Source organism: Streptomyces sp. NPDC060000 (assembly GCF_042737375.1).
Classification (GTDB): Bacteria; Actinomycetota; Actinomycetes; order Streptomycetales; family Streptomycetaceae; genus Streptomyces.
The window spans coordinates 31,687-55,603 of the sequence record NZ_JBHWUU010000070.1 but is presented as its reverse complement, the minus strand read 5'-3'; the positions used below and the strand labels follow the sequence as shown (position 1 = coordinate 55,603).

The 23,917-nt window shown below is 73.1% G+C and carries 21 protein-coding genes; 3 read left to right on the top strand and 18 right to left on the bottom strand.

Annotated elements, in window-relative coordinates:
• Positions 1-54 precede the first annotated feature (54 nt).
• The 9 genes from ACFWBB_RS31355 to rimP all read right to left on the bottom strand — a co-directional run bounded on the left by ACFWBB_RS31355 (position 55) and on the right by rimP (position 12,784).
• The gene (locus ACFWBB_RS31355; protein WP_385279054.1) at positions 55-1,002 is read right to left on the bottom strand and encodes a bifunctional riboflavin kinase/FAD synthetase; all 948 of its coding nucleotides are present in this window, start codon (positions 1,000-1,002) and stop codon (positions 55-57) included.
• Between the two features lie 166 nt (positions 1,003-1,168).
• A complete protein-coding gene (locus ACFWBB_RS31350; protein WP_385279058.1) occupies positions 1,169-5,065 on the bottom strand; it encodes a serine protease in 3,897 nt (1,298 codons plus the stop codon).
• A gap of 574 nt (positions 5,066-5,639) precedes the next feature.
• Positions 5,640-6,548, bottom strand: a complete 909-nt coding sequence (truB, locus tag ACFWBB_RS31345) for a tRNA pseudouridine(55) synthase TruB (RefSeq protein ID WP_385279052.1) — start codon at positions 6,546-6,548, stop codon at positions 5,640-5,642.
• On the bottom strand, positions 6,545-6,997 hold the full coding sequence (gene rbfA / locus ACFWBB_RS31340; RefSeq protein ID WP_385279050.1) for a 30S ribosome-binding factor RbfA: 453 nt from the start codon (positions 6,995-6,997) through the stop codon (positions 6,545-6,547). The genes truB and rbfA overlap by 4 nt, the downstream gene beginning before the upstream one ends.
• Positions 6,998-7,048: 51 nt before the next feature.
• Positions 7,049-7,342 carry a DUF503 domain-containing protein gene (locus ACFWBB_RS31335; RefSeq protein WP_385279048.1) on the bottom strand — a complete coding sequence of 98 codons (294 nt, stop codon included), beginning with the start codon at positions 7,340-7,342 and terminating at the stop codon, positions 7,049-7,051.
• Between the two features lie 182 nt (positions 7,343-7,524).
• Positions 7,525-10,692 carry a translation initiation factor IF-2 gene (gene infB, locus ACFWBB_RS31330; RefSeq protein ID WP_385279046.1) on the bottom strand — a complete coding sequence of 1,056 codons (3,168 nt, stop codon included), beginning with the start codon at positions 10,690-10,692 and terminating at the stop codon, positions 7,525-7,527.
• A gap of 147 nt (positions 10,693-10,839) precedes the next feature.
• Entirely contained in the window at positions 10,840-11,136 is a 297-nt protein-coding gene (locus tag ACFWBB_RS31325; RefSeq protein WP_385279044.1) for a YlxR family protein, read from the bottom strand.
• Positions 11,137-11,237: 101 nt separating this feature from the next.
• A complete protein-coding gene (gene nusA / locus ACFWBB_RS31320; protein ID WP_385279042.1) occupies positions 11,238-12,245 on the bottom strand; it encodes a transcription termination factor NusA in 1,008 nt (335 codons plus the stop codon).
• Between the two features lie 2 nt (positions 12,246-12,247).
• Positions 12,248-12,784 carry a ribosome maturation factor RimP gene (rimP, locus tag ACFWBB_RS31315; RefSeq protein ID WP_385279040.1) on the bottom strand — a complete coding sequence of 179 codons (537 nt, stop codon included), beginning with the start codon at positions 12,782-12,784 and terminating at the stop codon, positions 12,248-12,250.
• Between the two features lie 225 nt (positions 12,785-13,009).
• Here rimP and ACFWBB_RS31310 point away from each other — a divergent pair, with 225 nt between their 5' ends.
• From ACFWBB_RS31310 to ACFWBB_RS31300, 3 genes are read left to right on the top strand one after another with little or no spacing between them, the layout of a single operon-like run.
• Entirely contained in the window at positions 13,010-13,603 is a 594-nt protein-coding gene (locus ACFWBB_RS31310; RefSeq protein WP_385279038.1) for a hypothetical protein, read from the top strand.
• Positions 13,600-14,118: a ferritin-like domain-containing protein gene (locus ACFWBB_RS31305; RefSeq protein WP_385279033.1), complete on the top strand. Its 519-nt coding sequence runs from the start codon at positions 13,600-13,602 to the stop codon at positions 14,116-14,118. Before ACFWBB_RS31310 ends, ACFWBB_RS31305 begins: the two co-directional genes overlap by 4 nt.
• 28 nt (positions 14,119-14,146) lie before the next feature.
• Complete coding sequence (locus ACFWBB_RS31300) at positions 14,147-15,046, top strand: aminoglycoside phosphotransferase family protein (protein WP_385279031.1); 900 nt, start codon at positions 14,147-14,149, stop codon at positions 15,044-15,046.
• A gap of 620 nt (positions 15,047-15,666) precedes the next feature.
• Here ACFWBB_RS31300 and ACFWBB_RS31295 read toward each other — a convergent pair.
• From ACFWBB_RS31295 to ispG, 9 genes are all read right to left on the bottom strand, one after another.
• Positions 15,667-15,885 carry a ferredoxin gene (locus tag ACFWBB_RS31295; protein ID WP_385279029.1) on the bottom strand — a complete coding sequence of 73 codons (219 nt, stop codon included), beginning with the start codon at positions 15,883-15,885 and terminating at the stop codon, positions 15,667-15,669.
• A 1-nt stretch (position 15,886) separates the two neighbouring features.
• Entirely contained in the window at positions 15,887-17,107 is a 1,221-nt protein-coding gene (locus ACFWBB_RS31290) for an NADH-ubiquinone oxidoreductase-F iron-sulfur binding region domain-containing protein (RefSeq protein ID WP_385279027.1), read from the bottom strand.
• The gene (locus tag ACFWBB_RS31285; protein ID WP_385279025.1) at positions 17,104-17,685 is read right to left on the bottom strand and encodes a ferric reductase-like transmembrane domain-containing protein; all 582 of its coding nucleotides are present in this window, start codon (positions 17,683-17,685) and stop codon (positions 17,104-17,106) included. The genes ACFWBB_RS31290 and ACFWBB_RS31285 overlap by 4 nt, the downstream gene beginning before the upstream one ends.
• Positions 17,682-18,656 carry an FAD:protein FMN transferase gene (locus ACFWBB_RS31280; RefSeq protein ID WP_385279023.1) on the bottom strand — a complete coding sequence of 325 codons (975 nt, stop codon included), beginning with the start codon at positions 18,654-18,656 and terminating at the stop codon, positions 17,682-17,684. The genes ACFWBB_RS31285 and ACFWBB_RS31280 overlap by 4 nt, the downstream gene beginning before the upstream one ends.
• The gene (locus ACFWBB_RS31275; protein WP_385279021.1) at positions 18,656-19,078 is read right to left on the bottom strand and encodes a hypothetical protein; all 423 of its coding nucleotides are present in this window, start codon (positions 19,076-19,078) and stop codon (positions 18,656-18,658) included. Before ACFWBB_RS31275 ends, ACFWBB_RS31280 begins: the two co-directional genes overlap by 1 nt.
• A 115-nt stretch (positions 19,079-19,193) precedes the next feature.
• Positions 19,194-20,894 (bottom strand): proline--tRNA ligase, encoded by a 1,701-nt coding sequence (locus ACFWBB_RS31270; RefSeq protein WP_385279019.1) that lies wholly within the window; start codon positions 20,892-20,894, stop codon positions 19,194-19,196.
• A gap of 107 nt (positions 20,895-21,001) precedes the next feature.
• Complete coding sequence (locus ACFWBB_RS31265) at positions 21,002-21,532, bottom strand: GNAT family N-acetyltransferase (RefSeq protein WP_385279017.1); 531 nt, start codon at positions 21,530-21,532, stop codon at positions 21,002-21,004.
• A gap of 21 nt (positions 21,533-21,553) precedes the next feature.
• On the bottom strand, positions 21,554-22,402 hold the full coding sequence (locus ACFWBB_RS31260; protein ID WP_385279015.1) for a GNAT family N-acetyltransferase: 849 nt from the start codon (positions 22,400-22,402) through the stop codon (positions 21,554-21,556).
• 341 nt (positions 22,403-22,743) lie between these two features.
• Positions 22,744-23,901 carry a flavodoxin-dependent (E)-4-hydroxy-3-methylbut-2-enyl-diphosphate synthase gene (gene ispG, locus ACFWBB_RS31255; protein ID WP_385279013.1) on the bottom strand — a complete coding sequence of 386 codons (1,158 nt, stop codon included), beginning with the start codon at positions 23,899-23,901 and terminating at the stop codon, positions 22,744-22,746.
• Positions 23,902-23,917 lie beyond the last annotated feature (16 nt).

Genomic DNA, 23,917 nt, shown 5'->3' with positions numbered 1-23,917 from the left:
GTCCTGGGACACCGGCCGCCCTTCGGCCGTTCATGGGTCGAGCCCGTGGGGCGGCTACTGCTGCGCCGCCACCAGTTCCTTGCACCGCCGCACGTCCACCGCCATCTGTTCCAGCAGCCCGTCCAGCGAGTCGAACTTCGCCTGGCCGCGCACGAAGGCGAGGAAGTCGACGGCGACGTGCAGGCCGTAGAGGTCGAGGCCGACACGGTCGATGGCGTACGCCTCCACCGTGCGCTCGGTGCCGTCGAACTGCGGGTTGGTGCCGACGGAGATCGCGGCCGGCATCGCCTCGCCGTTCGCGTGCAGCCAGCCCGCGTAGACGCCGTCCGCCGGGATCGCGGTGTGGGGCAGCGTTTCGACGTTGGCCGTCGGGAAGCCGAGTTCGCGCCCCCGCTGCGCCCCGCGCACCACGATCCCCTCCACCCGGTGCGGGCGGCCGAGGATCTCACCGGCGCCCGCGAGATCGCCCTCGGCGACCAGCCGCCGGGTCAGCGTCGAGGAGAACGGCTGACCGCCGCCCGCCTCACCGCACAGCACCAGGTCGACGACCTCGACGTCGAAGTCGTAGACCTTGCCCTGCTCGGTGAGGAACTCGACGTCGCCCGCGGCCTTGTGGCCGAAGCGGAAGTTCGGACCTTCCACGACCGCCTTGGCGTGCAGCTTGTCGACCAGGACCTTGACCACGAAGTCAGCGGGGGACAGCTTCGAGAACTCCGTGGTGAACGGAAGGATCAACGACGCGTCCACGCCCAGTTCCGCCATCAGTTCGGCGCGGCGGTGGTGCGGGGCGAGCAGCGGCGGGTGGCTGCCGGGGCGGACGACCTCGCTGGGATGCGGGTCGAAGGTGACGACGACGGCGGGAATCCCCAGTTCACGGGCGCGGTCCACGGCGTGCCGGATGATCAGCTGGTGCCCGCGGTGGACCCCGTCGTAGGACCCGATGGTGACGACGCTGCGTCCCCAGTCCTCGGGGATGTCCTCCAAGCCACGCCAGCGCTGCACTGTGACCGCTCCTCGAACCCGTGTCCGTAACTGACATTGCCTCTTACGCAGGACTAAGGGTGCCATGCCGGGTGCTTACGGCCCGCATCGGCATGGGGGCTGTGACCCTGCCCACGTGACCCTGCCCACGTGCCGGGCCACGACGGCGACGCGTGCGAACGACGCGTCACGCGGGCACCCGCGTCCCCGCCACGTTCTCGATCATCCGGCGGGCGCTGGGGCCGACCACCGCCGCCCACTCCCCCGGCGCCTGCGTGAGCCAGTCCACCACCTGCGCCGCGAAGCCCGGGACGTGCCGGGCCAGCTCCACCAGGCCCCGGTCGAAGCGGGTCGCGCCCTCGGGGGTGCGCACCAGGAGCAGGCCGGTGCGGTGGACGAGAGCGCGCAGTTCCTCGCCGCTGCGCCCGGCGGCCGCGTGCAGCACGGCGTCCAGGACCGCCGGGGCACTCTCGCGGGTGAGGAGGTGTTCCAGGAGCTCGTCACGGAGGGGGCGGGACTCCGGAAGGCCGGGCGCGGCCACCACACCGGCCAGGGCGGCCCGCACCTGCTCGGGCCCGTCGGCGTCCAGCATCCCCGTGACCAGCGGCAGGAGGACGGCCCTGGCCGCGGGGCCCTGGTCGAGACGCCGGTCGACGTGCTCGGCCACGTGCCCGGCGGCCTCCGGTCGCCGCTCCACCGTCTCCCGGACGAGGGCGGCGACCCGGTGGGCCAGGGCGGGTGTGGTGACGTCGGCGAGCGCGCGCAGGATGCTGCCGGTGTCCGCACGGCCGGGACCGCGCAGACGGGACCGGAAGGCGTCCAGGACCTGCTCGGGGTGGGTGCTGAGGGCGGCGAGCAGGGTGCTCGGCGGCAGCTGCGGATCGCCCGCCGTGAACCGCTCCAGTGCCTGCGGGAGATGCCGGGAGCGGGTCTCCGGGTCCCGGACGAGGAGCGCGAGGGCACCCCCGTGCAGGGTGCGGTCGGTGGGGCGGGCGAGCAGCGCCAGGGCCGCGTGGCGCAGCAGTCGGCGGTCGGCCTCCGTCCCGATGTGCGGGGCGGTGCGCAGTCCGTACGTCACCGCCGCGACCCGCCGGGCCGACCGCTCGTCGTGCGACCACCGGTCGACGGCCCGGCACAGCGCGGACGGCTCCTCCTCCGCCAGTACGGCGAGCAGCTCGTCGGCGCGGGGGTGCGCGCAGTCGACGAGGACCTCCGTCAGGTCGTCCAGCGCCTGGTGCCGGTGGGTGTGCAGCAGCGCCTGCGCGGCCGTCGCCACGGTGGCGTGCGGGGTCGCGGGCAGCGGCCGCTCGTCGTCGAACCAGCGGGCGAGGTACGGCTGTACGGCGTTGGCGTCGGCGGCGAGCAGCCGGGCGACGGCGTCCAGGTAGCGGGGGGCGTCCGCGTGGTGCGGGGCCCCGTCGGCGGGGACCAGCCGGCGCAGGAGGTCGAGACGGGCGTCGGGCGGCAGCGCGAGTTCCGCCCAGAACGCCGGGCCGAAGTCCACGAACCGGCCGTGCGGCTGGGCACCCGCGCCGATCAGGTCCGCCAGCAGACGCAGGACACCCGTGTACGGCGTCGCGTCCGGGACGCGCTGCAAGGTCTCGGTGAGCAGCCTGGCGGCCCACCACGAGTCCGGGTCGGCGTCCAGGGCATGAATCAACTCACGCAACCTCAGGGCGAGTTGATGTGGCCCCTGCTGGCGGGCGAGGAGCAGCAGGGCCTGCACGACGGGGCCGACCCGGTGGTGCGGGACGGGCAGCGGGGGCCTCCCGTCGGGCGTGCGACGGCGGTGGACCAGGGCGCGCAGCGCCTCGTCCAGGTCGAGGTGGAGGCCCTGGATCCAGTCGGCGAGTTCCTCGTGGGCGAAGCGGTAGCCATGGCCCGCCGGCACGAGGAGGCCCTCGGTGAGCACGGCGGACGCCCAGCCGACGCCGCCGCCGAGCCGGGCCGGTGCCCGCCCCCAGGGGAACACCGCCTCGAACGACGCCCGGTCCAGTTCGCCCTGTCCCGGCCCGAGGCTGCGACGGGCGGCTTCGTGCACCTGGCCGGAGACCTTCGCCGCGAGGCGTCGTACGGCGGTGCCGCGCAGCCCGTTCTCGGCGGCCAGGCGGACCGCGACGCGCAGGCACATCAGGTCGAGGTACGCGGAGAGGACGTCGTCCCGGTCGACGGGGGCCGGGGCCTGCGGGGCCGGGAGGGCGGCACGGACCTCGGAGAGCAGACGGAGGGTGAGGGGGTGCCGGTCGTCGGGGGCGGCCAGGGCGGCCTCGGGCACGGAGTACCGGGCGCGGGCCTCGCGCGCCTCGTCGGCCGTGAGGTCGCCGAGGCGGACGCAGGGCGGCAGCGCGTCCCCGGCCGCCGCGGTCCCGTACAGCAGCTCGGGCGGGAAGTCGGCGCCGACCCGTTCCCAGTACTCCCCCCGGCACGCCACCACCAGCCGCGTCCCCGTCTCCCGCAGCCAGTCGGCCGTGCCCTCGGTCCACTCGGCGAGCCGGTGGGCCAGGGCCGACGGCATCTCCTCGGGCCCGTCGAGGAGCAGCAGCAGGGGGCGCCCGACGGCCCGGGCCAGTCGTGCGAGCCGCTCCGGCGTGACGTCACCGAGGCCACAGGCCAGGGCAGACCCGGCCGAGCCGGAGCCATGCCCCCACCCCGAACCCGACACCGAGCCGGACACCGAGCCCGAGTCCGAGCGCACGGTCGAACCCGAGGCCGATGCCCGTCCCGGTACCGAGGCCCATCCCGAGCCCGGTGCCGACCCCCACCCCGATGCTGACTCCGAACCCGATGCCGAGTCCGAACCCGAGCGCAAAGTCGAACCCGAGGCGGATACCCCTCCCGGTACCGAGGCCCGTCCCGAGCCCGGTCCCGGCCTCGACGCCGACCCCGACCCCGACCCCGAGGCCGTCACGATGCGGGCCGCACGGTCCAGGGCACGGCAGGCCGCGTCGGCGAGTGAGTCGTCCCCGTCCCTCAGGTCGGCGCCGCGCAGCCACAGGGTGGGGGCCGGCTGAGCCCCCCGGGCGCGGCGTGCGGCGAGGGCGGCCAGGGCCGTCGTACGGCCGCTGCCCGGTGCGCCGACGAGGGCGAGGACGGCCGCCGGGCTCGCCGCGAAAACCGCGAACTCCCTTGCGAGAAAGCCGCGTTCGACCGGTTCCACCCCGGCGGCGAAGGAATCGGTTCCGGTGCGGCCGAGGTGGCCGGGCAGCGCTCCGGGCGGGCCGTCCGAAGCAACCGAGGTGGCCGTCAGCTCGAGGAGACCCGCCAGGTTGAGGTCGACGCCGTACGCGGGCACGGTGGCCGCGTTGCGGGCGAGCAGTTCGGCAAGCGGCCCGTCGGCGGGAGCTCCCGCATCCCACGCGGTCCCTGCCCCCGCCACACCGCCATGGCTACGGCCACGGCCACCACCGGCACCGCCACCAGCACCAGCACCAGCACCAGCACCAGCACCAGCACCAGCACCAGCACCAGCCAGCGCCTCCCCCACTCCCGCGGACGGCGTCGTCGCCAGGTCGCCGCCGCCGCTCGGTGGTGAGTCAACACCGTCGGCGTCGGTGGCCGGAACGCCGGGACGCAGGGGCACCGCGAAGCCGACCTCGCGGTGGCCGGACTGGAGCGCCGTGCCGAGGACGGCGACGACCGCTCCGGTCTCGGCGTCGAGGACCGGTCCCCCGGCCGCGCCCCCGCCCAGCCGCAGCGCGTCCCGGCCCGCCGTGCCGATCGCCAGCTCCAGGGCGCCGTCGAGGAGGTGGAAGCGGTCCGTGGCCGTGTACGTCACGGATGTCTCGGCCAGCACCCGCGCCTCGCGCCAGCAGCCGGCGGCCAGCCGTACGTACCTGCCGGTCTCGACACCGTCCCGCACGGTGACCGGCAGCGGGCCCACGCCGAGGCCCTCGGTGCGTACGAGCGCCAGGTCGAGGTCCGGGAGGGGGGTGACCGCGTCGGCGGTCACCACGCAGCTGCGGTCGCCGTCGGCGCACAGGACGAGCCCTGGCAGGCCGTCGACCGCCTCATGGCTGGTGATCACCGTGCCGTGGTGGTCGGCGACGAAGCCGGTGCCGCGCGGCCGGCCGGCGAGGTCGCGGATGCGGACGAGAGAGCCATCGGCGGCAGGGGCGACAGACGCGTCCGGAAAGTCCGAGAAGCCGGAGGAGGAGCCCAGGGGGCAGTCCGAGGAGTCCAAGGAACCCAGGGAGCCGGAGGAGGAACCCAAGGAGCCGAGGGGAGAGCCCGGAGAGCCCGAGGAGCCCGGAGAGCCCGAGGAATCGGGAGAATCCGCCGGCTGGTACCGGCTCGCGCCCCGCTGGGAGTCGTGCCGCGGTGTCCGCGGGCCGCCTCGTCCCGCCATCGTCGTACCTCCCGCCCCGCCCGCGTGTTCTGTGTCCGACGGTAGGGGCGGAATGATCAGCAGGACAGATCGCGGAACGAACGCGCCCCCCTGCGCTCCCTCGGTTCACTCCGAGCGCCTGCCCGGACGGGTGAATGAAGGGGGGCCGTCGGACACACCCTAGGAGTGGGGGAACCGAGGGGGGACCGTGGAGCGGCGGCGCAGCACAACCCCGTGTTCGCCGCTCCACGGGCACCTCGGAACCGCCGGTCCCGGAACGCGTCTCGGTACACGGGGGACGCGCCTCGGGCACCGGAAGACGTGCCTCGGGCCGTTAGCCGCCGAAGACGGCCAGGCTCTTGGCCTTGCCCTTCTGCTCCTCCACCAGGGCCAGGAAGCGGCCCTCGGGGTCGAAGACGGCTACGGCGCCCGCGCCGGCGTACTCGTCGGGCATCTCCAGGCGTACGCCGTTGGTGAGCAGCTGGGCGCGCTTGGCGTCCACGTTCCAGCGGGGGAACGCGGCGGTGGCCGCCTCGGCTACCGGCATCACGGTCAGCTCCTGCTGGAGCTGGTCGAGCGTCTTCGCCGAGTCCAGCTTGTAGGGGCCGACGCGGGTGCGGCGCAGGGCGGTGAGGTGGCCGCCGACGCCGAGACCGGCGCCCAGGTCGCGGGCGAGGGCCCGGATGTAGGTGCCGGAGGAGCAGACGACGGACACGACCAGGTCGAGGACCGGGGTGCCGTCCTCGGCGACGGCGTCCCGGACGTCGTACACCGAGAAGGAGGAGACGGTGACCGGGCGGGCCGGGATCTCGAAGTCCTCGCCGTCGCGGGCCCGCTTGTAGGAGCGGACGCCGTTGATCTTGATGGCGCTGACCTTGGACGGCACCTGCATGATGTCGCCGCTGAGCTCGGCGATGCCCGCGTCGATCGCTTCCCGGGTGACCTTCGAGGCGTCCGTGGACCCCGTGATCTCGCCCTCCGCGTCGTCCGTCAGGGTCGTCCGGCCGAGCCGGATCGTGCCCAGGTACTCCTTCTCGGTGAGCGCCAGGTGCCCGAGGAGTTTCGTCGCCCTCTCGATGCCGAGGACGAGGACGCCCGTCGCCATCGGGTCGAGTGTGCCGGCGTGGCCGACGCGGCGGGTCTTGGCGATCCCCCGCATCTTGGCCACGACGTCGTGCGAAGTGAAGCCCGACGGCTTGTCGACGATGACAAGGCCGTCGGGCGGGGTGTGCTTGCGGTTCATTCGGTGGAGTCGTCCGTCTCGTCCTCGTCACCGGGCTTCTTGTACGGGTCGGCCTCGCCGGCGTACCCGGCACCCGCGGACACCTCGCGGACCTTCTCGTCGGCGGCACGCGCCTTGTCGAGGAGGTCGTCGATGGTGCGGGCGTTGTCCGGCAGTGCGTCGGCGACGAAGGCCAGCGTCGGCGTGAACTTCACGCCCGCGGCGCGGCCCACCTCGGAGCGCAGGACGCCCTTGGCGCTCTCCAGGCCGGCGGCCGCGGCCGCCCGCTCCTCGTCGTCCCCGTACACGGTGTAGAAGACCGTGGCCTCCCTGAGGTCACCCGTGACCCGGGTGTCCGTGATGGTGACATGGGAGCCGAGCCGCGGGTCCTTGATCCCGCGCTGCAGCTTCTGGGCCACCACCTGCTGGATGAGGTCCGCCAGCCTCTTGGCGCGCGCGTTGTCGGCCACTGGTCCGTCTCCCGTTCTTTCTTCTTCTCTTGCGTTTGCGTGGTCGGTCGGTCAGTCGTCTTCGCCGTGGAAGCGGCGTCTGACCGACAGCAGCTCCACTTCGGGGCGCCCGGCGACCAGCCGTTCGCACCGGTCCAGTACATCGGTCAGGTGCTCCGCGTCACCGGAGACCACGGCGAGGCCGATCACGGCCCTGCGGTGGAGGTCCTGGTTGTCCACCTCGGCCGCGCTCACCGCGTACTTGCGCTGGAGCTCGGCGACGATCGGACGGACGACGGAGCGCTTCTCCTTCAGCGAATGTACGTCGCCGAGGAGGAGGTCGAAGGACAGAGTCCCCACGTACATGTGTAACCGGTTCACCCGCCGGTACGGGATCGATGGCCCTGCCGCCATGGGACAGGGACATCAGGAACGGTACAGCGTTCCCGGCGGTGACTCGACGGGGTTTTACCCGCCCGTGCGTCCGCCGGACGCCGGACCGGCCGGCGGGGAACGATCCCCCGCCGGCCGGTACGGACCATGGGTGCTTACACCCGCGGCTTCTCCCGCATCTCGTACGTCGCGATGACGTCGTCGATCTTGATGTCGTTGAAGTTGCCGAGGTTGATACCGCCCTCGAAGCCTTCGCGGATCTCGGTGACGTCGTCCTTGAAGCGACGCAGCCCGGAGATGTTGAGGCTTTCCGCGATGACCTTGCCGTCGCGGACGAGGCGCGCCTTGGTGTTGCGCTTGACCTCGCCCGAGCGGACCAGGACACCGGCGATGTTGCCCAGCTTGGACGACTTGAAGACCTCGCGGATCTCCGCCGTGCCGAGCTCGACCTCCTCGTACTCCGGCTTCAGCATGCCCTTCAGGGCCGCCTCGATCTCCTCGATGGCCTGGTAGATCACCGAGTAGTACCGGACGTCCACGCCCTCGCGCTCCGCCATCTGCGCGGCACGACCGGCCGCACGGACGTTGAAGCCGATGACGATGGCGTCGGAGCCGGTCGCCAGGTCGATGTCCGACTCGGTGACCGCACCCACACCGCGGTGCAGGACGCGGATGTCGACCTCTTCGCCGACGTCGAGCTGGAGCAGCGAGGACTCGAGAGCCTCCACCGAACCGGACGCGTCGCCCTTGATGATGAGGTTGAGTTCCTGCACCAGACCGGCCTTGAGCGCCTCGTCCAGGTTCTCCAGGGAGAACCGGACTCCACGCCGGGCGAAGTTGGCGTTGCGCTCACGCGCCGCGCGCTTCTCGGCGATCTGACGTGCCGTGCGGTCCTCGTCGACAACCAGGAAGTTGTCGCCGGCGCCCGGGACGTTGGTGAGACCGAGGACGAGGACCGGGGTCGAGGGACCCGCCTCTTCCACGTTGTCGCCCTTGTCGTCGAGCATCGCGCGGACACGGCCGTACGCGTCGCCGACGACCATGGTGTCGCCGACCCGCAGGGTGCCTCGCTGGACCAGGACGGTCGCGACGGCGCCGCGGCCCTTGTCGAGGTGGGACTCGATCGCAATACCCTGCGCGTCCTGCTCCGGGTTGGCCCGCAGGTCGAGCGAGGCGTCCGCGGTCAGGACCACGGCCTCCAGCAGGCTCTCGATGTTGAGGCCCTGCTTGGCGGAGATGTCGACGAACATCGTGTCGCCGCCGTACTCCTCGGCCACCAGACCGAACTCGGTGAGCTGACCGCGCACCTTGGTCGGGTCGGCGCCCTCGACGTCGATCTTGTTGACCGCGACCACGATCGGCACGTCGGCCGCCTTGGCGTGGTTCAGCGCCTCGATCGTCTGGGGCATCACACCGTCGTTGGCCGCCACCACGAGGATCGCGATGTCGGTCGACTTGGCACCACGGGCACGCATGGCGGTGAACGCCTCGTGACCCGGTGTGTCGATGAAGGTGATCCTGCGCTCTTCACCGTTGACCTCGGTGGCGACCTGGTACGCACCGATGTGCTGCGTGATGCCGCCGGCCTCGCCCGCGATGACGTTCGTCTTGCGGATGGTGTCGAGCAGTCGGGTCTTACCGTGGTCGACGTGACCCATGACGGTCACGACCGGCGGACGCGCGACGAGGAACTCCTCGCCACCCTCGTCCTCGCCGAACTCGATGTCGAAGGACTCGAGCAGCTCGCGGTCCTCCTCCTCGGGGCTGACGATCTCGAGGACGAAGTTCATCTCGTCCGCGAGGAGCTTCAGCGTCTCGTCGGAGACGGACTGCGTGGCGGTGACCATCTCGCCGAGGTTCATCATCACGCCGACGAGCGACGCCGGGTTGGCGCCGATCTTCTCGGCGAAGTCGGTCAGGGACGCACCACGCGACAGGCGGACGGACTGTCCGTTGCCGCGAGGCAGCATGACGCCGCCGACCGACGGGGCCTGCATGGCCTCGTACTCCTGGCGCCTCTGACGCTTCGACTTGCGACCGCGACGCGCGGGACCACCGGGACGGCCGAAGGCGCCCTGTGTGCCACCACGGGCACCCGGACCGCCGGGACGACCGCCGAAGCCGGGACGGCCACCGCCGCCACCGAAGCCGCCACCGCCGCCGGGGCCACCGCCACCGGGACGACCGGCGAAACCGCCGCCGCCACCCGGACGCGCGCCGCCACCGGGACCGGCCGGACGACCTGCGAAGCCGCCGCCACCGGGACGACCGCCGCCGCCGGGACGACCGGCACCGCCGCCGCCACCCGGACCGCGGCCACCGGGGCCACCGCCGGGACGCGGGCCGGCAGCGGGACGCTGCGGCATCATGCCGGGGTTGGGACGCGGACCGCCGCCGGGACGCGGACCGCCGGGACCTGCGCCCTGCGGGCGGGGCATGCCGCCCGGAGCCGGACGAGCGCCGCCCGGAGACTGCGGACGGGGACCGCCGCCCTGGCCACCGGCGCCCTGCGGACGGGGACCGGCGCCGGGAGCGCCACCGGGGCCGCCGGGACGCGGGGCGCCCTGCGGACGGGGCGCCTGGGGGCGCGCCATACCGGCGTTGCCGCCGGACGTGAAGGGGTTGTTGCCCGGACGCGGACCCGTGGGACGGGCACCGCCCGGACGCGGGGCACCGGCGCCACCGGGGCGCTGGCCCTGCGCGGCGGCCGGACGACCCTGACCGCGGTCACCACGGTCACCACGGTCACCGCGGTCGCCACGGTCCTGGCCCTGACCGGGCGCGGGACGGCCACCGGGACGGGGCGCGCCGGGGCGCGGACCCTGGGAGGCCGGCCTCGGGCCGGACGACTGGGCCGGAGCGGCGGGGGCGTCCGAAGCAGCCGGAGCCGAAGCGGCCGGAGCCGGAGCAGCCGGCGGAGCGGTGAACTCCGGGGCGGCGGGGGCCGGACGCGGCGCGGGCTTGGGACCCGGACGCGGGCCGGAGGCCGCCGGTGCGGGGGCCGACGAGGCGGCCGGGGCCGCCGGAGCAGCCGGGGCCGCGGGCGTCTGCGCCGCGGGAGGCTTGGGGGCGGCCGGCCGCGGTGCGGCCGGGCCCGGACGGGCACCTTGCGCCGGGGACGGCGCGCCGGGCCTGGGGGCTGCCTTGCGCGGGGCGGGCTTGCCGCCGCCCTGGAAGGCGTCAGTCAGTTTGCGGACAACGGGCGCTTCGATGGTCGAAGACGCCGAACGGACGAATTCACCGAGTTCCTGGAGCTTGGCCATGACAGCCTTGCTCTCCACCCCGAACTCCTTGGCGAGTTCGTATACCCGGACCTTAGCCACTTCGCTCCTTTTAGGTCCGGGTGTGTCCGGACCGTCGCTACTTCATGGGCGTACTCATCGCGTGCTCATCGAGTGCTCATCGCAATCTCGACCTACTTCCAACTCGCGGGGTACCAGAGCCGCACGGAGGTTCCGTGCGACGCCTTCTTACGGTGTTGCCTGTTCGGCAACGGTCGTCTGCTCGACGTACTGGCGCAACACCTTTGTGTCGAGCGCTCCCGGGGCTCGCAACGCCCTCGTGAACGCCCGGCGGCGTACCGCCTGGTCGAGACAGACCGGGGCGGGATGCAGATACGCACCCCGGCCGGGCAGCGTACCGCGTGGATCGGGGACGCATGCGTCCTTGATCGCCACGATGCGCAGCAGCTCCGTCTTGGCCGCCCGCTCCCGGCACCCCACACAGGTGCGTTCAGGGCGTGCTCCGGCGTGCGTCCGGCCAGACACTATTAAGTCTACCTCCTCGCGGCGACCTCACCCCTTCGGGTCAGGCTTCGAACACTTGCCGCGTCACATCTGTCGTGATCTGAGCCCCGGGAGGCCGAGATCTATTCCCCCGCTGCCCGGCGCTGCTCGGTGGGCTGTTCGACGTCCGGACGGATGTCGATGCGCCAGCCGGTCAGTCGGGCGGCGAGCCGGGCGTTCTGGCCTTCCTTGCCGATCGCCAGGGAAAGCTGGTAGTCGGGCACCGTCACCCGCGCAGAGCGGGCCGCGAGGTCGACGACCTCGACCTTGGAGACCCGGGCCGGGGACAGCGCGTTCGCCACCATCTCGGCCGGGTCGTCCGACCAGTCGACGATGTCGATTTTCTCACCGTTCAGCTCGCCCATCACGTTGCGCACCCGGCCGCCCATGGGGCCGATGCAGGCACCCTTGGCGTTCAGACCCGAACGGGTGGACCTGACGGCGATCTTCGTACGGTGACCGGCCTCACGTGCGATGGCGGCGATCTCGACCGAACCGTCGGCGATCTCCGGCACCTCCAGGGCGAAGAGCTTCTTCACCAGATTGGGGTGCGTACGGGAGAGCGTCACGGACGGGCCGCGCACCCCCTTGGCCACCCGGACGACGTACGAGCGCAGGCGCAGGCCGTGCGGGTACGTCTCGCCGGGGACCTGCTCCTGCACGGGCAGGATGGCCTCCAGCCTGCCGATGTCCACGAGCACGTTCTTCGGGTCGCGGCCCTGCTGGACCACGCCGGTGACGATGTCGCCCTCACGGCCCGCGTACTCGCCGAGCGTCGCGTCGTCCTCGGCGTCGCGCAGGCGCTGCAGGATCACCTGTTTGGCCGTGGTGGCCGCGATACGCCCGAAGTCGGACGGGGTGTCGTCGAACGGGCGGGGCTCCTGCCCCTCCTCGAGGTCCTCGGGGTCCTCCTTCGCCCACACGGTCACATGTCCGGTCTCCCGGTTGAGCTCCACACGCGCGTGACGGCGGCTTCCCTCGGTGCGGTGGTAGGCGATGAGGAGGGCCGACTCGATCGCCTCGACCAGCAGGTCGAAGGAGATCTCCTTCTCCCGCACCAAGCCCCGCAGGGCACTCATGTCGATGTCCACGGCTACGCCTCCTCTTCCATCTCGTTCTCGTCGTTCTCGTTGATGTCGTGCTTGTCGCTCTTGTCCTTGCGGTTGAACTCGACCTGCACGCGTGCCTTGTCGATGTCACCGAAGGAGAGTCTGCGGGCGGTGGCCTTGCGGCCCTTCACGCCGGGCACCTCGAGGTCGAGCCCCTCGTCGTCGACCGTCAGGATCCTGGCGACCAGCTCGCCGCCCTCGGTCAGTTGGAACCGCACCAGCCGGTCGACGGCACGCACGTAGTGCCGGTGTTCGGTGAGAGCGCGCTCCGCGCCCGGGGTGCCGACCTCGAGGGTGTACTCGCCCTCACCCATCGCGTCCGTCTCGTCGAGCTTCGCCGAGAGCGCGCGGCTCACATCGGCGATCTGGTCCAGGTCCGCTCCGGTGTCGGAGTCGACGACGACGCTCAGCACCCGCTTGCGTCCGACGGAGTCCACGGCGATCTCTTCCAGATCCAGTCCCTGGGAGGCGACGAGCGGTTCCAGGAGCTCTCGCAGCCTCTCGCTCTGGGTGGTGCTCATCCGGGTGACTCCTCGGCCGCGTGTGCTGTTGTGGGATGGGGCGCGTGTCTGGTCAAAGGGTATCCGGTCGCAGGGTGTGTTGCCGTCCACCTGTGCACGGAGGGTGGCGAACCCTCGCGGGCCGGTGCCGCTGAGTGGTGCGGGCCGGACGCGCGGGTACGGTGATCACGGGCCCGCCGCCCACCAGGACGCCAGTTCCGTACGAGTTCCCCGAGGACGTCTGCCGTGCCGTTGCCCCTCCCTCCGCGCACCCCCTCGGGGCCGCGCAGAAGATCCCTGCTCGCGTCGGCCGCGGGAGCCTTGCTGCTCGTGGGCTGCTCGTCCGGTACGGAGGAGGCCGAGGAGAGCGCGAGCGGCGGCCCGTCGGTCACCCAGCGGGCACGCGCGCGTGCGGCCCAGGACAGCGGCGGGCTGGTGGCACGGTACGACGCCGTGCTCGCCGTCCATCCGGCGCTGGCGGGGCGGCTGGAGCCGCTCCGGGCGGAGGTCGTCCGGCATGTGGAGGCGTTCGGGGGCACCGGGACGGCGTCCCCCTCCGCCACCGCTTCCTCCACGAACTCCCCCACACTTCCTTCCACCACCTCCGCCTCCGCTCCACCGGTGGCTCCCACGGCCATCGGTGCGTCGGCCGCCGGTGCTTCGGCCGTGCCGGTCACCGACACGGCCGCGCTCGCCGAACTGGCCGCCGCCGAGCGGGCGCTCGCCGACCACAGGGCCACGGAGCTGCTCGACCTCCCGGGTGAACTGGCCCGGCTGCTGGCCTCGGTGGCGGCGGCCGGTGCGGCGCACGCCTATCTGCTGACGGAGGGGACGCGATGAGTGAGGCGACGAGTGCGGAGCTGACGGCCCTCCAGGCGGCGCTGGCCGCCGAGCACGCCGCCGTGTACGGGTACGGGGTGGTCGGCGGGCGGATCGGCGAGGCGCGGCGCGCCGAGGCGCGGGCGGGGTACGACGCGCACCGCGCGCGCCGGGACGCGCTGGGGCGCGAGGTGCGCGATCTGGGGGCCGAGCCGGTCGCCGCGAGCGCCGGTTACGCGCTGCCGTTCCCGGTGCCGGACTCCGTGGCGGCGGTCCGGCTCGCCGCCGAACTGGAGGAACGCGTGGCCGGGGTGTACTCCGACCTGGTGCGGGCAGCCGGGGACGCACGGCGCCGGGAGGCCGTGGCTTCGCTGCGGGAGGCCGCGGTCCGTGCGGTGCGCTGGCGCGGCGGGAGCGTAGCCTTCCCTGGTCTCGCCGAGCGGCCCGGTACGGATCCGGCCACGGGCTCGGCGTCCGTGCCGGCAGCGTCCACGCCGTCGGCGGCGGCAGCGCCCTCGGGGACACCGGCGGCTTGACCCGAAGAGCGAAGGGAACGACTCGCGCATGGCTTTCGAACCGCCGCAGCGTCTGGTCAGGGCGCTCGGTGAGACGGCACCGGACGGTGACGGCTGGTTGGAGAAGCTGCCGGAGGCGGCCCGACAGGCCGTGGCGCTACGCGAGTTGACCGTCGACCGGGTGCAGGTACCGGGCGGCCGGAGCAGTCTGGTCGTGCTCGTACGCCGGGTGGACGGCACGCCCGCCGTACTGAAGCTGGCCCCGCCCCGGTTCCGGCCGGAGGCCGAGCGGGCCGCGCTGGCGCACTGGGGCGGCCTGGGCGCCGTCCAGTTGCTGGAAGGACCGCAGACCGCGGGGGCGCTGCTGCTGGAGCGGCTGCATCCCGATGTGTCGGTGCGGTCGCTGGCGGAGGCCAAAGCCCTGCTGGAGGCGGCGGGGACGCTGCGGCGGCTGTGGGTGGAGCCGCCTGACGGTCATTCCTTCGAGTCCGTGGCCGACCGGACGGCACGGCAGGCGGCGGCGATGCGGGCGAGCGCCGAGGCGCAGCCGGAGGTGACCGCCCTGGTGGACGCGGCGCTCGCCGTCCGTGCGGAGCTGCTGGCTGCACCGCCCGAGCACCGGCTGCTGCACGGTACGTTCCGGCAGAGCAAGGTGCTGGCCGGTGAGCGGACGCCGTGGCTGGCCGTGGGCCCGGATCCGGTGGTCGGCGAGTGCGCCTTCGACCTGGCCCGGCTGGTCCGCGACCGGGTGGAGGACCTGATCGCCTCGCCGTCCGGGGCGTCGACGATCCGGCGCCGGGTGAAGCGGCTCGCGGAGTCCCTGGAGCTCGACCAGGAGCGGCTGCGCGGCTGGACGCTCTTCCGGGCCGTGGAGTCGGGTGTGCGGGCGCGCCGGGTCGGTCGGACACGGGACGCCGAACTGCTCTTGGAGTTCGCGGGCTGGCTGTAGCGGGGCCGGGGCGGGCCGCCCGGTCGCCGGGCCACCGGGTGGCGGGCCCGCCCGGTCGCCGGGCCACCGGGTGGCGGGCCCGCCCGGTCGCCACGCGGCCGCGGACGGGACGGCGCTCCCCTGCCGGAGATCCCCCCTGCCGTGGGTCCGGCCGACGTACCTCCCGAGCCTGCCGAGCCTGCCGGCCGGAGTCTCGCGGGGCGTGCCACCAAGCCCCTGCCGAGCGGTGTCAGCGCTCGGTCGATCGCGCATGCGGCCGCCTCTTGGCGAGGGCGGCGAACAGAGTCCCCTCAAGGGCCGGCAGGCGGGTGTGACTGCGGATGTGGGCGGCCGGACGTGGGCGGCCTGCTCCGCGGCGCTGGGGCAGTCCCGTTGCAGGTGGCCGGTGGCGCGCTCCGTGTACGGCACATGCGCGAACAGCGGGATGCCCCTGGGGGGAAGACGCCAGGACGCCTGCCGTCCTCCGGCCACAGGTCGCAGCAGGTGGGTGCCGTCCGGTCCGGCGCCGACGGCCGGAGTGACGACCGTGCTCGACGCGTGCAGCGCCGCCAGCCAGGCGAGGAGGTGCGCGCGTTCGTGCTTCCTCGTGGCCGAGGTGTGCTGATCCTCCTGCCCTCCCGTCAGCCCGCCCGCCCCGGAGTCAACGCCAGGGCGAGGACCGGGCAGTCGGCGGCTGCCCGCCGGGCCCGTCGCACCGTGCCGGCCGGGACCGGGGCGCCGCCGACCAGGGGGTAACCCCATTCGTCGAGGGCGATGTGTTCCGGCAGGAGTTCCGCGCACAGGCCGTGGCCCCGGCAGGACGTCCAGTCGATGACGATGTGCTGGTCCAGCTGGTCCATGTCAGTTCCGGTCCTCGGGGACGGGCAGCAGGGGTGTGCGGTCGGTCGCGGTGCAACGGCCGCGGGCGTGTGCGTCGACCTCGTCGGCGAAGGTCGTCAGGGCGCTGCGGACGAGACGGACGGTGCCGTCGGGGTGGTGGCAGGCTCCTCGGCCCTCGACCAGACCCGACCAGCGGGCCAGGTCGGCGCGGACGGTGCCCTGCGGGCCGGGGGCCGCGAGGGCGCGGAACGCGGTGGCGATGCGGGGCAGCCCGTTGAGGCAGGGGCCGCACTGGCCGGCCGACTGAAGGGCGAGGTAGCGCAGGACGCGGGCGGTCTCGGCGAGGCCGCAGCGGTCGGCGGGCAGCGCGGCGACCACGCCTGCCCCCAGACAGCTTGCGTCCAGGGCGAGTTCAGCGGCCTCCGGAGCCGGGATCCAAGTGCCGTGGTAGCCGCCCACCAGGACCGCCCGGACACCCTCCAGGGGCAGCAGCCGGCCGAGGGGCAGACCGTAGGGCGCCTCCACGACCCGGGGTTCGCGACCCGGCGCATGGACCGTGCACAGCACGCTGCCGGGCTGGGTCGGGGTGCCGACGGTGCGGTACCAGTCGGCGCCGTAGCGGGCGATCAGCGCAAGGTGGGCCAGGGTCTCGACGTTCTGCACGAGGGTCGGGGCTCCGTGCACCCCGCGCTCGCGGACCGGCGGCCGCTGACGGGTGGGCAGGGCCGCGCCGCCGGAGACGTACCGGGCGAGGGCGGAGGCCTGGCCGGAGAGGAACGACTTGGGCAGGCGGACGACCTTCACCGGGAGCGGGTCCGCGGTGCGCTGGGCGAGGGCTGATTCGAGCCAGGTCGCGCCGTCCTCCACGGCGAGGTACGCCTCCTCCGCTCCTACCGTGCGGGCCGCCAGCTGAAGCCCGTCCAGGACGAGGTGGGGCGACAGGCGCAGCAGGGTCTTGTCCTTGCGACTGGCCGGCTCGCCCTCGGCCCCGTTGGCCACGACGACGGGAGCGCGGCCGGTGCGCCGGCCGGCCTCGACGACGGAGACCAGCTTGCGGAAGGCCGGGAAGCCGGCTCCGCCGCGCCCGGTGAGCCCGGACTCGGCGACCGTACGGAGCAGGCTCTCGGGGTCGCCGTGGGACAGGGCGCCGTAGCGCCGGTGGTGGGTGGCGAGGTCGGCCGGGGCGGCGCCGGAGGCGAGGAGACGCGGGGGCATGAAGAGGTCCGGGAGGGTCGCGGTCATGGTCGGGCTCCTTCGGCGGTGCGCAGGAGAGCTGTGGGGGTGTGGCGGCCGGCGCGGACGGCGTGGGCGAGGCGGGCGGCGAGGGCGGCGACCGTCGCGGCCACGCAGCCGACGGTCAGCCAGGTCATCCAGTCGGCTCCGGTGTCCGTACCGATACCGATTCCGTGGACGAGCGCGACAGGCCAGGAGGCGTACGCCAGCCAGTGGACGGCCCGCCATGCGCGGTGGCCGAGGCGCTCCCGCAGGAGGCTGGTGACCAGGACGGCGAGCAGCAGGTCCAGGGCGACCGTGCCGAGGCCCAGCCAGAGCGGCTGGTAGTCGCCCGCGAACGGGACGAGGACGTCCACGACCGTGATGTCGACGTAGCCGTCCACGACCGCGGCGGTGATGTGCAGGGCCAGGAAGGCCATCGCGGAGAGGGAGAGCGTGCGGTGCAGGCTCATCGTGCCGAACCGGGGCAGGCCGGGCACCCGGGCCTTGAGCCGCACCGCGATGCCGAGCAGCACGACGACCGTGAACAGGACGAGGCAGACGGCGCCGGTGGCCCGGTTGGCGTACCAGAGGGTCACGGAGGTCACGCGGCCGCCTCCCGCGGCAGAGCGGGCGAGGTGGGCCAGCCCGGAGTGGTGACGACGGTGCCGTTCTGGGCCACCAGACGGGCCGGCAGCCCCCTTCGCGTCAGCCAGCGTTCCGCGCCCGTGCCCTTGACCAGGGCGGCGGTGCTCGCCGCGTTGGCGTCGGCGCAGGTCGTGGCGGCGACGGAGACCGTGCGCCAGGGCGAACGGACCGGCAGACCGGTGCGCGGGTCGACGATGTGGTGCAGGTCGTGGCCGCCCCGCCGCCAGCGCCGGGCGGTCGTGCCCGAGGTGGCCAGGCCGCCGCCGCGCAGGCCCACCCCGTCGTAGGACCCCTCGGCGGGCGTCTCGTCGACGGATCCCGTGACGTCCTGGACGCGGATCTGCCAGCCGCCCGCCGGGGACTCCCCCGCGACGGCCGTGTCGCCGCCCAGACTCACCAGGACTCCGCAGCCGGCCGCCGCGGCCAGCGTCCTCGCGGCCCGGTCGGCGGCCCAGGCCTTGGCGGTGGCACCGAGGTCGAGGCGGACGCCCTCGGGCACGGTGACCGTGCCGGTCGCGCGGTCCAGGCGTACGGTGCGCCAGCCGGGGGTGCGCCGGACGGTGAGCCGGACCGGGCGGTCGTCCTCGCGGACGAGGGTGAAGTCGCGGTCGTAGCCGATGGCGTCCATGGCGGAGCCGACGGTGGGGTCCACCGCCCCGTCGGTGGCCTCGGCCGCGCGCAGGGCCACGTCGAGCGCCTCGGCGAGCAGCGGGCTGACCCGGACCGGGCGGCCGGCGGTGCCGTCGAGGGCGGCCAGTTCGGAGTCGACGCGGAAGCGGCTGCACGCCGCGTCGACCTCGGCGAGGTGCCGGGCGAGGAGCAGGTTGCAGGACTCCAGCAGGGCCGGGTCGGTGACGACCAGGCGGACCGTGGTGCCGAGGGCCCGCCACTCCGCCGCGGCCGTGGTGCGGGACATGAGGGAGGCGCTCATCACGACGCTCCCGAGGTGGAGTCGGTCGAGCCGCCGGACGAGGAGGTGAGACCGCTGTCCGAGGAGGAGCTGCCGCTGTCCGTGGACGACGAGGTGCCCGAGGAGGAGTCCGTACCGCTGCCGGTGGCGTCGGTGGTACCGGCCTCGGAGCTGCCACCCGTGGAGCTGCTGTCCGTGCCGGTGGAGTCCGTGCTGCCGCTGTCCGATGAACCGGAGCCGGAGCCCGCGCCGCTCGTGCTGGAGGTGCTGCTGCTCGTGCCCGTGCTGCTCGCCGTCGTCTCGGCGTCGGCCTGCATGGTGCCGATCAGGGCGAACACCCCGGCCGCCGCGGCGAGCGTCACCGCCGCGGCCAGCGCGGCCGTACGCCGCGTTCCTCTGCGGACCGCTGCCGCGGCCCCCCGTTCCTCTTCCCTGGTCGCCATGACCGTTCCCCTCCGTAGTGACGTTCTGTCACGCCCTACGGTCGGGGAACGGCCTGAGAGAAGTCTGTGAGGCAGCCATACGCCCCGGCAGAACTCTCTGAGACGTTGCTTTAATTCACGCCGTCAGCCGGGCGATCGCCTCGTCGACCGTGAGCTCCTCGCGCTCGCCGGTCCTGCGGTCCTTCAGCTCCAGGACACCCTCGGCGGAGCGGCGGCCCGCCACCAGGATCTTCGGTACGCCCATCAGCTCGGAGTCGGTGAACTTCACGCCCGGCGAGACACCGGCCCGGTCGTCGACCAGGACGCGCAGTCCGGCCGCGCGCAGCTTCTCGGAGACGTCGAGCGCCAGCTCCGTCTGCAGGGCCTTGCCCGCCGCGACGACGTGCACATCGGCCGGGGCGACCTCGGCGGGCCAGCACAGGCCCTTCTCGTCGGCGCTCTGCTCGGCGAGGGCGGCGACCGCGCGGGAGACGCCGATGCCGTAGGAGCCCATGGTCACGCGGACCGGCTTGCCGTGCTGGCCGAGGACGTCGAGCTTGAGGGCGTCGGCGTACTTGCGGCCCAGCTGGAAGATGTGGCCGATCTCGATGGCGCGGTCCAGGTGGAGGCCGGTGCCGCACTTCGGGCAGGGGTCGCCCTCCTGGACGACGACGACGTCGACGTACTCGCCGACCTCGAAGTCACGGCCCGCGACGACGTTCTTCGCGTGCAGGCCCTCCTTGTTGGCGCCGGTGATCCAGGCGGTGCCCGGGGCCACGCGCGGGTCGGCGATGTACGTGACCTTCTCCAGGCCCTGCGGGCCGACGTAGCCGCGGACCAGGTCCGGGCGGCCCACGAAGTCCTCGGCGGTGACCAGTTCGACGGCGGCCGGGGCGAAGTGCGCCTCGACCTTGCCCAGGTCGACCTCACGGTCACCGGGCACGCCCACGGCGACGATCTCGCCGTCGACCTTGACCAGCAGGTTCTTCAGGGTGGCCGAGGCCGGGACGCCGAGGTGGGCGGCGAGGGTCTCGATGGTCGGGGTGTCCGGGGTCGGGATCTCTTCGAGCGCGGCCACGCCGTCGGCGTCCACCGGCTTCAGCTCGTAGGTGATCGCCTCGGTGTTGGCCGCGAAGTCGCAGTTCGGGCAGTCCGCGAAGGTGTCCTCGCCGGCGCCGGCCGGGGCGAGGAACTCCTCCGACTTGGAACCGCCCATCGCGCCCGCGGTCGCCGCGCAGATGCGGTAGTCGAGGCCGAGGCGCTCGAACACCTTCTGGTACGCCTGGCGGTGCAGCGCGTAGGACCGGGCGAGGCCCTCGTCCTCGGTGTCGAAGGAGTAGGAGTCCTTCATGAGGAACTCGCGGCCGCGCAGGATGCCGGCCCGGGGGCGGGCCTCGTCACGGAACTTCGTCTGGATCTGGTAGAGGATGACCGGCAGGTCCTTGTAGGAGGACGCCTGGTCCTTCACGATCAGCGTGAAGATCTCCTCGTGGGTCGGGCCGAGGAGGTAGTCGCCGCCCCTGCGGTCCTGGAGGCGGAACAGTTCCGGGCCGTACTCGTCCCAGCGGCCGGTCGCCTCGTAGGGCTCGCGGGGCAGCAGCGCGGGGAGGCTGACCTCCTGGGCGCCGATCGCGTCCATCTCCTCGCGGACGATGCGCTCCACGTTGGCGAGGACCTTCTTGCCGAGCGGCAGCCAGGACCAGATGCCGGCGGCGGTACGGCGGACGTAGCCGGCCCGGACGAGGAGCTTGTGGCTGAGGACCTCCGCGTCCGCCGGGTCGTCGCGCAGCGTCTTCGCCATCAACTGGGACATGCGCTGGACCGGTGCGTTCGCCATGGTTGTCGTACTCCTGCCGATGGGGGTCCCCCCGCCCGGGCGGGGCCGGGAGTGGGGAGGGTAATGGCTAGGAGGTTAGCCGGGGAGCGTGGCGGGCCGGAAATCCGTCAGCCCCGCAGCAGCGGAAGCGGGGCGCCCATCACCGCGTACGGGCGGGGGGCGCTGGGGAACAGCACCCGCCGGGCCAGGTCCTGGTAGCCCAGGGAGTGGTAGAGGGCGCGGGCGGGACTGTCGGTGTCGATCGCGGAGAGGATCGAGCGCGGCTCGGTCGCGGTGTCGGTGATCGTGGTGATCAGGGCCCGGCCCGCGCCGCGGTTCTGGTACGCGGGGTGGACGTGCAGTTCGGTGATCACGAAGGAGTCGTCCAGCCAGTGCTCGTTGCCCTGGGCCCGGAGGTAGGGCTGCACGACCGTCGACCACCAGTGGGTGCGGTCGTTGGGCATGCCGTAGACGAAGCCGGCGAGTCTGTCCCCGACGGTCGCGCCGAAGGCCCTCGCACCCGGGTTCGCCATGTGACGCAGGACGATCTGTCTGCGGACGGCCACCTCGTCGGGCCCCAGGCCGAAGGCGATCGCTTGGACGGCCAGGGCCTCGTCCACATGGGCGGGGAGGTCCAAGGAGCCGATCACGAGGTCCATGCCGGGGAGCCTACAGGTGCGCTAAAAGAGGACGCTCATGAAGGCGCCGACCTCCTGGAAGCCCACCCTCCTGTATGTGCGCCTCGCCGCGGTGTTGAAGTCGTTCACGTAGAGGCTGACCACCGGGGCCACGTCGGCCAGGGCGTAGCGCAGGACCGCGGCCATACCGGGGGCCGCCAGGCCCTGGCCGCGGTACTCCGGGGCCACCCACACGCCCTGGATCTGGCAGGCACGGGGCGTCGTCGCGCCGATCTCCGCCTTGAAGGCGACCCTGCCCCGGTCGTCGAGGCGGGCGAACGAGCGTCCGGAGGCCACGAGTTCGGCGACCCTGGCCTGGTAGAGCAGGCCTCCGTCGCCGGCCATCGGGGAGACGCCGACCTCCTCGGTGAACATCGCCACGCACGCCGGCATGATCGTGTCCATCTCGTCCTTGCGGACACGGCGGACGTACGGGTCCGGGGCGATGTCGACGGGCATGCGGTCGGTGACCATGAGGGGCTGCTGGGCGCGGACCTCACGGGCCGGGCCCCAGTGGGGTTCGAGCAGGCGCCAGAGCTGGGTCGTCGGCTCGGCGGGGCCGACGATCGAGGAGCAGCGGCGGCCCGCGCGGCGGGCGCGGTCGGCGAAGGCGCGCACGGCGCGGGGGGTGGCGCAGATCGGGACGAGGTTGGCGCCCGCGTAGCACAGGGACGTCAGCATGCCGTCCTCGTACCAGCCCCACATCTCGCCGCCGAGCCGCCACGGGTCGAGGCCCGCGACCTGGACGCGGGACGTCACGAAGGCGTTGGCGACCGGCTCGCGGTCGAGGACGGCGAGCGCGGCGTCCAGGTCGCTCGGTTCGAGGACCCGGGAGGTGGTCTGGGTCAACACGCGCGGGGCCTCACACTCAGGTCTGCTGATCCCCGCACTGTACCTGCGGAAGCTTTGCGGTGCCGCCCTGTGTTCAGTCGGCGTTCGTCTGCCGTGACCGTCGGGCTTGTCGTGCCGTCTCCTGGGAGAAGAGGCCTCGTCCTCGATCGCCGCACAGGCTGGAAATATGGACCGGCGCCCAACAGTTCCCGCACGGGCCGAAGCACCGAGAGGTACTGAACAGTCGCGGACGGGCCAGCGACCGGCGACCGGCGACCGGCGACCGGGTGCACAACGGTTCAGGCGGGCTCAAGGACCAATGCCCGCCGGAGCCGGGACGTGCGCCCGGGACCAACGGCCTCTCAGCCCGCGACCGACACCGACGGCTCGCCCGAGGCGATCCCCGCTGCCTCCATCTGTTCGGCCAGCTTCATGGCCTCCTCGATGAGGGTCTCCACGATCTTCGACTCGGGGACGGTCTTGATGACCTCGCCCTTCACGAAGATCTGGCCCTTGCCGTTGCCGGAGGCGACGCCGAGGTCGGCCTCGCGGGCCTCGCCCGGGCCGTTCACGACGCAGCCCATGACGGCGACGCGCAACGGGACCTCCATGCCCTCGAGGCCCGCGGTGACCTCTTCGGCGAGCTTGTACACGTCGACCTGGGCGCGGCCGCAGGACGGGCAGGAGACGATCTCCAGGCCGCGCTGCTTGAGGTTGAGGGACTCGAGGATCTGGTTGCCGACCTTGACCTCCTCGACCGGCGGGGCCGAGAGGGAGACGCGGATCGTGTCGCCGATGCCCTGCGAGAGCAGCGCGCCGAAGGCGACGGCCGACTTGATCGTGCCCTGGAAGGCCGGGCCGGCCTCGGTCACCCCGAGGTGCAGCGGGTAGTCGCTCTGCGCGGCGAGCTGACGGTAGGCCTCGATCATGATCACCGGGTCGTTGTGCTTGACCGAGATCTTGATGTCGCGGAAGTCGTGCTCCTCGAAGAGGGAGGCCTCCCACAGCGCGCTCTCGACGAGTGCCTCGGGAGTCGCCTTGCCGTACTTCTGGAGCAGGCGGCGGTCCAGCGAGCCGGCGTTGACGCCGATCCGGATCGGGGTGCCGTGCTCCTTCGCGGCCTTGGCGATCTCCTTGACCTTGTCGTCGAACTGCTTGATGTTGCCCGGGTTCACCCGGACCGCCGCGCAACCCGCCTCGATCGCCGCGAACACGTACTTCGGCTGGAAGTGGATGTCCGCGATCACCGGGATCTGGGACTTCTTCGCGATGGTGGCCAGCGCGTCCGCGTCGTCCTGGGTGGGGCAGGCCACGCGCACGATCTGGCAGCCGGACGCGGTGAGCTCGGCGATCTGCTGGAGGGTGGCGCCGATGTCGGAGGTACGGGTCGTGGTCATCGACTGCACGGACACCGGGGCGTCTCCGCCGACCGCCACGGATCCGACCTGGATCTGCCGGCTCTTGCGGCGCTCGGCGAGCTTGGTCGGAACGGACGGCATGCCGAGAGAAATCGCAGTCATCTGCTGTGCAACCCCA